At 74.5% G+C, this 8,839-nt stretch carries 11 protein-coding genes and 1 riboswitch; of the genes, 8 read left to right on the top strand and 3 right to left on the bottom strand.

Annotated elements, in window-relative coordinates; translation table 11 throughout:
• The first annotated feature begins 167 nt into the window (after positions 1–167).
• Entirely contained in the window at positions 168–494 is a 327-nt protein-coding gene (locus tag ACFU7Z_RS30095) for a putative quinol monooxygenase (RefSeq protein WP_074002386.1), read from the top strand.
• 71 nt (positions 495–565) lie between these two features.
• Positions 566–2,572: an AAA family ATPase gene (locus ACFU7Z_RS30090; protein ID WP_380780941.1), complete on the top strand. Its 2,007-nt coding sequence runs from the start codon at positions 566–568 to the stop codon at positions 2,570–2,572.
• Between the two features lie 45 nt (positions 2,573–2,617).
• Here the strand turns inward: ACFU7Z_RS30090 and ACFU7Z_RS30085 are convergent, their stop codons facing one another.
• Complete coding sequence (locus tag ACFU7Z_RS30085) at positions 2,618–4,291, bottom strand: hypothetical protein (protein WP_380780939.1); 1,674 nt, start codon at positions 4,289–4,291, stop codon at positions 2,618–2,620.
• A gap of 122 nt (positions 4,292–4,413) precedes the next feature.
• Complete coding sequence (locus tag ACFU7Z_RS30080; RefSeq protein ID WP_049656554.1) at positions 4,414–4,797, bottom strand: metalloregulator ArsR/SmtB family transcription factor; 384 nt, start codon at positions 4,795–4,797, stop codon at positions 4,414–4,416.
• Between the two features lie 82 nt (positions 4,798–4,879).
• Positions 4,880–5,093, top strand: a riboswitch (cobalamin riboswitch).
• Between the two features lie 30 nt (positions 5,094–5,123).
• Here ACFU7Z_RS30080 and ACFU7Z_RS30075 point away from each other — a divergent pair.
• Positions 5,124–6,239, top strand: coding sequence for a HoxN/HupN/NixA family nickel/cobalt transporter (locus ACFU7Z_RS30075; protein WP_049656561.1), 1,116 nt, complete (start codon positions 5,124–5,126; stop codon positions 6,237–6,239).
• A gap of 66 nt (positions 6,240–6,305) precedes the next feature.
• On the opposite strand, the gene rpmG is transcribed toward ACFU7Z_RS30075, so the two are convergent.
• Positions 6,306–6,470 (bottom strand): 50S ribosomal protein L33, encoded by a 165-nt coding sequence (gene rpmG / locus ACFU7Z_RS30070; protein WP_049656556.1) that lies wholly within the window; start codon positions 6,468–6,470, stop codon positions 6,306–6,308.
• Positions 6,471–6,614: 144 nt separating this feature from the next.
• On the opposite strand from rpmG, the gene rpmB reads away from it, so the two are divergent.
• Genes rpmB through rpmF form a run of 5 tightly spaced genes read left to right on the top strand, consistent with a single transcriptional unit; the run spans position 6,615 to position 8,801 of the window.
• Complete coding sequence (gene rpmB, locus ACFU7Z_RS30065) at positions 6,615–6,851, top strand: 50S ribosomal protein L28 (RefSeq protein ID WP_074002388.1); 237 nt, start codon at positions 6,615–6,617, stop codon at positions 6,849–6,851.
• Positions 6,851–7,156, top strand: coding sequence for a 30S ribosomal protein S14 (gene rpsN, locus ACFU7Z_RS30060; protein WP_375875499.1), 306 nt, complete (start codon positions 6,851–6,853; stop codon positions 7,154–7,156). Before rpmB ends, rpsN begins: the two co-directional genes overlap by 1 nt.
• A gap of 5 nt (positions 7,157–7,161) precedes the next feature.
• Positions 7,162–8,328, top strand: a complete 1,167-nt coding sequence (locus ACFU7Z_RS30055; protein WP_380780942.1) for a CobW family GTP-binding protein — start codon at positions 7,162–7,164, stop codon at positions 8,326–8,328.
• 14 nt (positions 8,329–8,342) lie between these two features.
• The gene (gene rpsR / locus ACFU7Z_RS30050; RefSeq protein WP_380780936.1) at positions 8,343–8,579 is read left to right on the top strand and encodes a 30S ribosomal protein S18; all 237 of its coding nucleotides are present in this window, start codon (positions 8,343–8,345) and stop codon (positions 8,577–8,579) included.
• Between the two features lie 48 nt (positions 8,580–8,627).
• Positions 8,628–8,801: a 50S ribosomal protein L32 gene (gene rpmF / locus ACFU7Z_RS30045; RefSeq protein WP_049661326.1), complete on the top strand. Its 174-nt coding sequence runs from the start codon at positions 8,628–8,630 to the stop codon at positions 8,799–8,801.
• The last annotated feature ends 38 nt before the right edge of the window (positions 8,802–8,839 follow it).

The following is an 8,839-nucleotide window of genomic DNA, read 5'->3' as shown; positions in this document are numbered from 1 at the left end:
AGTGGTGGGCCCCCCTCTGCGGGGCGGTGTCCCCGCCCCCGGCGGGGCGCCCAACCCCCCGCTTGTGGTGGTGTCCTTACTCGCCCCGCTTGGTGGGCGGGGGCCCGCGGGGGCGGGGCCCCCCCGTCCGCACGGCCACGTGTGAACGTGGAAGGGAAGGAAGTCCCATGATCTTCATTACGGTCAAGTTCGCGGTCCGCCCCGAGCGCGCCGACGAGTGGCTCGACCTGGTCGACGGTTTCACCCAGGCCACCCGCAGCGAGCCCGGCAACCTCTTCTTCGAGTGGTCCCGCAGCGTCGACAACGCCAACGAGTTCGTCCTGGTCGAGGCGTTCCGCGACGGCGACGCCGGCAAGGAGCACGTGGAGTCCGCGCACTTCACCAAGGCCATGGACGAGATGTCGTACGCCGTGGCCGCCAAGCCGCAGATCGTCTCGATCGAGATCCCCGGCATGGACGGCTGGGGCGAGATGGGCGAGATCACCCCCCGGTGACACCGGAGCGCACCTCCGGCCGGGTGCCCAGCCCGTAGGCTGGGGCCCGGGCGGCCGGAGGGAGCAGGCGGATGGAGCGGCACGAGGTGGCCAACACCGTGTCAGGCGCCACGGTGGGCGGCCATGTGGTGCAGGCCGGGAGCATCGGGTCGGTGCACCTCCACCAGCCGCCGACGGTGCCGACGCCCCGTCAGGTGCGCGCGCCGCACGGCCCGTTCGTCAACCGTGAACCGGAGTTCGCCGCACTGGCCGGCGCGCTGGACCGGGTCGAGGAGGGCGGACTCGGGGTCGTGGTGTTCACCGGCCTCGGCGGGGTCGGGAAGACCGAGCTGATCGCCAAGTTCACCGAGCGCCACCGGGAGCGCTTCCCCGGCGGGGACCTCTACGCCGACCTGAAGGCCTACCGGCACCAGGGCGGGGTGGACCTCCCCGGGCTGCTGGCCGGCTTCCTGCGCGCCCTGGGCGCCGAGCCCCCGGCCGTGGAGGCCGAGCGGTTCACGGCCTTCCGCACCGCCACCGCCGGGCGCCGGTGCCTGTTCTTCCTGGACAACGTCGAGCACGCCGCGGAGGTCCGGGCGCTGCTCCCCGCCTGCGGGCTGGTGGTGGTCGCGAGCCGGCGGCGGCTGCCCGCGCTGCGGATGGACGGCGCCGAGGTGCGCCGACTCGGGCCGCTGAGCGCGGCGGCGGGCGCCGAACTGGTGCGGGGCTGGGTGGGCTCCGGGCGGGGAACCGACGGGGAACTGGCCGAACTGGTCGAGCTGTGCGGCGGGTTGCCGCTCGCGCTGAACGCGGTCGGGAGCCAGCTGCTGGACCGGGACAGCCTGCCGGTCGGCCGGGTGGTGGCCGAACTGCACGACCGGGAGGGCAGGTTGGCGATGCTGGAGGACGAGGAGAGCGATCTCGGCGCGACGTACGACCTGGTCCACGAGCGGCTGTCGGCGCCGGGCCGGGCGCTCTACCAGCTGATCGGCGTGCACCCCGGCCCCTTCGTGTCCGCCGAACTGGCGCGGGCGGTCGGCGTCGAGCGCGCCGAGCAGGCGGTCAGGGAGCTGCGTGGCGTCCACGTGCTCGACGAGGTGGTGGACGACGACGGCGAGGACCGATTCCGGGCCCACGACGTGGTGCGGCTGCACGCCTACGGCCGGACGCGGGAGCTGCCCGACCGCGCCGGGCTCCTCGCCGGCGTCGTGGCGTACTTCCGGGGCCGTGCCTCGCTCGCCGACCGGACGATGGGCAGGGACCGGCTCCGGCTGCAGGACCCGAGCGGCGACGACCTGCCCGGCTTCGCCTCCGACGCCGCGGCCCTGGAGTGGCTGTACGCCGAACGCGCCGACTTCCGCGCGGTGGTGGAGGAGGCGGCCGCGCAGGGGTGGCACGGCGAGGTGTGGCGGCTCTGCGAGTCGCTCTGGCCGCTGTACCACGGCCGCAAGCTCTACGATGACTGGATCGCCACCCACCGGCTCGGCATCGAGTCGGCCCAGTGGGACAACCAGCCGGCCGCCGTGGTCAAGATGCGCAACCAGCTCGCCCGCGCCCACCAGGAGCGCAAGGAGTACCGGCTCGCCGCCGAGCAGCTGGCGCTCGCCACGGAGCTGGTCCCGTTGGTGACGAACCGCCGGGTGGTCGGGGTGCTCTACGAGACCGACGGCCTGCTCTGCCTGGCCGACGGCCGCCCGGGCGACGCGGTGGAGCGCTTCACCCTGGCCCTGGCGGAGAACCGGGGCGACGACCACGGCGAGATCGTCCAGAGCTACAACCTGGCGCAGGCGCTGATCGCCGACGGCCGTCCGGAGGAGGCGCTGACCCTGCTGGCCGAGGCCACCGCCCGGGCCGGGCGGACGCGGGACACCGACATGCTGATGAAGCTGCCGCTGGTCCGGGCCCGGGCCCACCGGGCGCTCGGGCAGCTGGACCTCGCCGTCGCCCACGCGGACGACTGCGCCCGGCGGGCCAAGGAGCGGAACCAGTACGCGAAGGAGGCGCAGGCCCACACCCTGCTCGTCACCCTCGCCGAGGAGCTGGACGACGCGGAGCTGGCGGAGCGCAGCCGCGAGCGGCTGCGGCAGCTGGCGGGCTGAGGGGCGGTCCGGGCCGAGGGGCGGTCCGTAGCGGGCCAGGCGGGGTCAGGGCCCGGTGTGGAAGGACACCCGGGTGCGGTGCCCGCCGGTGCGGACGGTGAGTCCGTGCTCGGGGAGGCCGGCCGGGTCGCCGCCGTCGGCGAGCCAGCAGGCCACGGCGGAGCCGAGCAGCAGCGGGTCGACGGCGGGATCGGGGCGGCCCCAGTCCGGTTCGGCGCGGGCCTCCAGCAGCCGGCCGCCGTGCAGCCGGAGCAGGTGGCGGGCCGGGCCGAGGGCGGCCACCGCGACGGCGAGGCCGGGCAGTTCGGCGGCGGTGTCGGCGAGCCAGCGGGTGGCGGGGCGTTCGGCGTGCGCCTCGGTGCGGGCGATCACCTCGGCCGTGTAGCGCAGGGCGTCGCCCGGGTGCTCGTCGGTGAGGGCGTGGAAGCCGCGCGGGGTGTGGTCGTCCGGGTGGAAGGGGTAGCGCCGCAGGCTCACCTCGGTCCCCTCGGTGCTGCCCTCGACGTCGTACGCGGTGGGCCACTCGGCGGCCCCGGGGCAGGGGACGGGCCTGGGGTAGGGCGGCAGGGCCGGTTCGTCCCCGGGTTCGTCCAGGCCGTCCAGGAAGGAGTAGAGCAGCGGGCGCAGCAGCCGGGCGGATTCGCCGCGGTGGGCGAGCGAGCGGTCGGTGATCTCGCGCAGGCCGGCCGGGGCCTCGGCGAGGGCCTGTTCGAGCTGGGCGGCGAGGTCCCCGTCCGGGTCGAGGACGGGGGCGGCCTGGCCGAAGGCGTAGCTGGGGGAGCGCGGGTCGAGTTCGGCGGCGCCGGTGGCGACGAGCATGGTGCGGTGTTCCAGGGCGGCGCCGTAGACGGTGACCGAGCCGTGGTCGCCGATCACGCAGTCGGCGGCGACGAGCGCGGCCTGCCAGCCCTGGTGGGGCGGGATCAGGCGCAGGCCCATCCGGCGGGCGTCGTCGAGCAGCGCCCCGGGGGCGTGGCGGCTCCACACGTTGGGGTGCAGGACGACGGCCACCGTGTACTCGTCGGCGGGCAGTTGGCGGACGAGCCGCCGGGGCAGGTCGGGGTGGCGGCCGAATAACGAGTGCTCGCTCCAGGTGGAGCTGACGACGACGAGCCGTCGGCCGCCGACGGCGCCGAGCGCGGCGCGGTAGCCGTCCCGGGAGCGCCGGCTGGCGAGCATCCGGTCGAAGCACGGGTCGCCGACCACCCGGGCGACGTCCAGGGCCTCGGGGCAGGAGGTCCGCAGCCGGTCCAGCTGTTCGGGGTGGGAGAGCCCGAGGACGTCCACGAACACCCGCCCGCGGTGGGTGAGTTCGTTGCGGGACAGGCCGGCGGCGCTGACCGTGTCGCCGGTGGACTCGGTGACCAGGCGGTTGTAGCCGGCGCCGTGCGGCAGGACGACGAGGCGGGCGTCCAGGTGGTGCATGGAGGAGTGGACGGCGCAGGCGACGGCCAGGTCGAAGCGGTGGCGGACGGCGTCGTCCCAGTCCAGCACGGTGAAGCCGGACAGGCCGTGCAGGTACTCGTCCAGGGCGCGGTCGGCGAAGACGGAACCGGGGTTGACGGTGAAGTACCACTCGATGCCGTGCGGGCTCAGCAGGGAGAGGACGTCCAGCACCCGGGTGGCCGAGGTGAGGGTGCGGGCGACCGCCAGCACGCGGGCCTTGACCGGGTCGGTGTTCCAGCGGTCGGCGGGCCAGGCATGGGGGTGGGACGGCACATCATGATCGTACTGGCCGGGGCCGTTCGCGGCGCGCCTTCCCGAGCGGGAGTCAGCGGCCCGGGCGGGAGTCGGCGGACCGAGCGGGAGTCGGCAGGTCGGGCAGGCGTCGGCGGGAGGGGTCAGCCCACTGCCGCGCTGGGCTCGTGGTGCTCGGCGGCGGCGCACTCGTCGAGGAGGGGGCGCATGGCCTCGTCCACGAGCCGGTAGCGCACCACTCGTCCGTCCCGGTCGCCGGTGACCACGCCGGCCGTGCGGAGCAGCCGCAGGGCCTGGGAGACGGCGGGGTCGCGCATGCCGGTGGCCACCGCGAGGTCGCTGACGGCGAGCGGGCCGGCCCGGTGGAGGGCGAGCAGCAGGGCGAGCCGTCCGGGGTCGGCGAGCAGGGAGAACCGCTCGGCCCAGGACCGGACGTGCGCGGGGTCGCCGATCGCGGCGATGGCCTCGCAGACCCGGTGCCCGTCGATGGTGCGGTGGCCCGCGCGGTCGGCCGGTACGAGATGCATGCGGACATTCTTGCAGGCGGTCGCCTGTGATCCTGGACACCTGCGCAGGTGCGCAGCCTTGCACGGGTCGGGGCGCGGCCCCTACGGTGTTCCCCGCCGTGGTGCTCGGGAAGACCGGTGACGGACCCTCAGGGGTCCCAGCCCGGAGCGGCCCTCGCCACTGTGATCGGGTCGTTCCTCCGCCCGCGGAGGAACGTCGTCCGTGCCCACGGAGCCACTGGGTGCCTCGCGCACCTGGGAAGGCGGGCACGGGTATCCCGTCAGCCAGGAGACCGGCCACGGCATCTCACGAGGTTTTCCACGAGGTGCTGGAGCGTGATCCGCAGATGACCCTGCCCGAAACCGTTGCCGCCGGCGCGAAGCCGGCCCCTTCCGTGCTGCCCAGCTTCAGATGGCGGCGCGAGGACACCGTCCGTACGGCCGGGCTGATGGCGGTGATCGTGGCCATGCACGTGGTGGCCTTCGGCACGCTGATCTTCCTGGTCGCGCCCGAGCGGTACGCGGTCGGTACCCAGGTCTTCGGGGTGGGCCTCGGCATCACCGCGTACACCCTCGGTATGCGGCACGCCTTCGACGCCGACCACATCGCGGTGATCGACAACACCACCCGCAAGCTGATGGCGGACGGCAAGCGGCCGGTCTCGGTGGGCTTCTGGTTCGCCCTCGGGCACTCCTCGATGGTGGTGCTGATGGCCGCCCTGGTGGCGGGCGGCGCGCAGCTGGCGAACACGCTGATGGACGACGAGTCGGCCACCCACAAGTGGCTGGGCGTGATCGGGACGACCACCTCCGGCGTGTTCCTCTACCTGATCGGCGCGCTCAACCTGGCGGCGCTGCTCGGCATCCTCAGGGTGTTCCGCTCGATGCGGGCCGGGAAGTTCGACGAGAAGGAGCTGGAGGCGCACCTCGACTCGCGCGGCTTCATGGCCCGGGTGCTGAACCGGGCGACCCGTTCGATCACCCGGCCGGGGCAGATGTTCCCGGTGGGCATGGTGCTGGGCCTGGGCTTCGACACGGCGACCGAGGTCACCCTGATGGTGATGGCCGGCTCGGGCGCGGCCTCCGGGCTGCCCTGGTACGCGATCGTCTGCCTGCCGCTGCTGTTCGCGGCGGGGATGAGCCTGTTCGACACCCTGGACGGGACGTTCATGAACTTCGCGTACCAGTGGGCCTTCGCCAACCCGGTCCGGAAGGTGTACTACAACCTGACCATCACGGGTCTGTCGATCGCGGTGGCCTTCATCATCGGCACCATCGAGCTGGTCGGGGTGCTGCACGAGAAGCTCGACCTGACCGACCCGGTCACCGGGTTCGTCGCGGACATCTCGCTGGACAACGTGGGCTACGCGATCGCCGGGCTGTTCGTGGTCGTCTGGGCGATCGCGATCGGGTACTGGAAGCTCGCCCGGGTCGAGCAGCGCTGGACGCCCGAGGGCTCCTGAGCCGAGCGGCCCGGCCGCCCACGGCGCCTCCCCGAGTCCGGGGAGGCGCCGTTCGCGTGTCCGGGGTCAGCGCTCCTCGCGGAAGTCGACGTGCCGGCCCGCGGCCGGGTCGTACTTGCGCAGGACCATCCGGTCCGGGTCGTTGCGGCGGTTCTTGCGGGTCACGTACGTGAAGCCGGTGCCGGCGGTGGAGCGGAGCCTGATCACCGGGCGCAGTTCGCTGCGGGCCATGGGACGTCCTCCTGGGGTCTGGGGGTCGGGGTCTCGGGGTCCGGTCCGAGGGGTTGGCTCGAACCGTACATCGAAATGGAAGTCATTTTCATCTGGTGTAACGTGAGCCCGGTCCTGCCCATTCCCGGACGCCAGGGAGCACCCATGTCCGCCCGCTGCCAACTCACCGGCCGCCGGCCCGGCTTCGGCAACGCGATCTCGCACTCGCACCGCCGCACCGGCCGCCGCTTCGACCCCAACATCCAGCGCAAGCGCTACTGGCTGCCCGGCGAGGGCCGGTACGTCCGGCTGGCGCTGAGCGCCAAGGGCATCCGCACCGTCGACGCGATCGGCATCGAGGCCGCCGTCGCCCGCATCCGCGCCCGGGGGGAGAAGGTCTGATGGCCAAGCAGAGCAAGATCGCCAAGAACGAGCGGCGGCGCGCCGTCGTCGCCCGCCACGCCGAGCGCCGGGCCGAGCTCAAGCGGACCATCGCCCACCCCGGCACCGGCCCCGCCGAGCGCGCCGCCGCCCAGGCCGAGCTCGCCCGCCAGCCGCGCGACGCCAGCGCCACCCGGGTCCGCAACCGGGACGCCGTGGATGGCCGGCCCCGCGGCTACCTGCGGGCCTTCGGCCTCTCCCGGGTCAACCTGCGCGCCCACGCCCACGCCGGGCACCTGCCCGGCGTCCGCAAGGCGAGCTGGTGAGCGCCGTGGACGGGACCAGGCTGCCGGTGGTGGTCGTCGCCGGCCTGCACGCGGAGCAGCGCCGGGCCGCCGTCGAGGAACTGGCGGCGGCCGCGGTGGACGCCGTGGTCCTGCACCACGACCTGCGGGACGCCGCGCTCGGCACCGTCCGCCGCGAGCTGCGCGACGCCGCCGGGGCCTTCGACGTGGCCGACGTCCCGCTGGCGAACGACTGCCCGTGCTGCGCCCTGCGCGAGGACCTGCTGCCCCGGCTGCTGGAGATCGCCGACGGCGGCCGGTACGGACTGGCGATCGTCGAACTGTGGGGCGGCAGCGACCCGCACCCCGCGGTCGAGGTGATCGCCGGGGGAGAGGTGGACGGGAGGCGGCTCGACGACGCCGTCGAACTGGCGGGCGTGGTCACCGCCGTCGACCCGGACCGGCTGGTCGGCGAGCTCTCCGTCCCCGACGACCTGGTGGAGCACGGCGAGCAGACCGCCTCGCGCGACGACCGGACCCGCGCCGAGGCGCTCGCCCACCAGATCGAGTACGCCGGCACGCTCGCCGTGCCGCGCGCCGCAGCGCACGCGCCGGGGCTCGCCCTCCTGCGCCAGCTGCACGCCACCGCCCGGACCGTCCGGCTCGGCACCGGCGCGCTCACCCGGGCCGCGCTCGGCGGCTTCGACGTGGCCGCCGCCCGCGACCGGGTCAACCCGGCGCTCGCGCTGCTGCCGCAGGAGCGGGACGAGGCGGGCGTCGCCACCCTGCTGTGGGAGCGCCGCCGACCGCTCCACCCCGAGCGGCTGCACCGGGCGCTGGAACTGCTCGTCCCGGCGGCGCAGCGCAGCCGCGGCCGGTTCTGGCTGGCCAACCGGCCCGACCTGATACTCGCCTGGGACGCCGCCGGGGCGAACCTCGCGGTCGAGGAGTGCGGGCCCTGGCTCACCTCCCTGCCCGACGCGGCCTGGGAGCTCTACCCGCCCGCGCGCCGGGCCGCCGCCGCCCTCGACTGGCACCCCCGGCACGGCGACCGGGTGCAGCAGCTCAGCTTCACCGCCGAGGGGCTGGACGTCGACGGCATCACCGACCTGCTCGACTCCTGCCTGCTCACCGACGCCGAACTCGCCGCCGGCGAACCCGGCTGGAAGGCCCTGCCGGACGCCTTCCAGGACCTGCTCGACCCCGTCCACTGAAGGAGCGTCCTCCCGTGCGCAAACGATCCGCCCCGCCGAAGCCCCGGCCCAACCCGCTGCTCGCGGCGGGCATCGAGTACATCGACTACAAGGACACCGACCTGCTGCGCCGCTTCGTCTCCGACCGCGGCAAGATCCGCGGCCGCCGGGTCACCCGGCTCACCGCCGAGCAGCAGCGGGCGGTGGCCCGGGCGATCAAGAACGCCCGGGAGACGGCCCTCCTGCCGTACGCCTCGGACGCCACCCGCTAGCGCCGCCCGACGACGCGTTCGACCACACCACCCGAGAAGGAGCCCGCGATGGCCGTACCCAAGCGCAAGACCTCCCGCAGCAACACCCGGCACCGCCGGGCCCAGTGGCGGGCGACGCCCCCGAAGCTGGTCGCGATCACCCTGAACGGCCGGGAGATGCTCGTCCCGCAGAACCTCGTCCCGGCGTACCGGCGGGGTCTGCTCGACCCGGACGGGCAGTAGGCGCGACGGGAGGAAGCCGCCGCCGAGGGGAGGTGGGC

Source organism: Kitasatospora sp. NPDC057518 (genome assembly GCF_042802075.1).
Classification (GTDB): domain Bacteria; phylum Actinomycetota; class Actinomycetes; order Streptomycetales; family Streptomycetaceae; genus Kitasatospora.
The sequence above is the reverse complement of the archived record's forward strand: the minus strand, read 5'-3'. Positions and strand labels throughout refer to the sequence as shown.

What these genes read in the sequence shown, in the direction of transcription:
- ACFU7Z_RS30090 (WP_380780941.1), top strand. Translation starts at nt 566, where the DNA reads ATGGAGCGGCACGAGGTGGCCAACACCGTGTCAGGCGCCACGGTGGGC.
- rpmF (WP_049661326.1), top strand. Translation starts at nt 8,628, where the DNA reads ATGGCCGTACCCAAGCGCAAGACCTCCCGCAGCAACACCCGGCACCGC.
- rpmB (WP_074002388.1), top strand. Translation starts at nt 6,615, where the DNA reads ATGTCCGCCCGCTGCCAACTCACCGGCCGCCGGCCCGGCTTCGGCAAC.
- ACFU7Z_RS30095 (WP_074002386.1), top strand. Translation starts at nt 168, where the DNA reads ATGATCTTCATTACGGTCAAGTTCGCGGTCCGCCCCGAGCGCGCCGAC.
- rpsN (WP_375875499.1), top strand. Translation starts at nt 6,851, where the DNA reads ATGGCCAAGCAGAGCAAGATCGCCAAGAACGAGCGGCGGCGCGCCGTC.
- ACFU7Z_RS30075 (WP_049656561.1), top strand. Translation starts at nt 5,124, where the DNA reads ATGACCCTGCCCGAAACCGTTGCCGCCGGCGCGAAGCCGGCCCCTTCC.
- rpmG (WP_049656556.1), bottom strand. Translation starts at nt 6,470, where the DNA reads ATGGCCCGCAGCGAACTGCGCCCGGTGATCAGGCTCCGCTCCACCGCC.
- ACFU7Z_RS30080 (WP_049656554.1), bottom strand. Translation starts at nt 4,797, where the DNA reads ATGCATCTCGTACCGGCCGACCGCGCGGGCCACCGCACCATCGACGGG.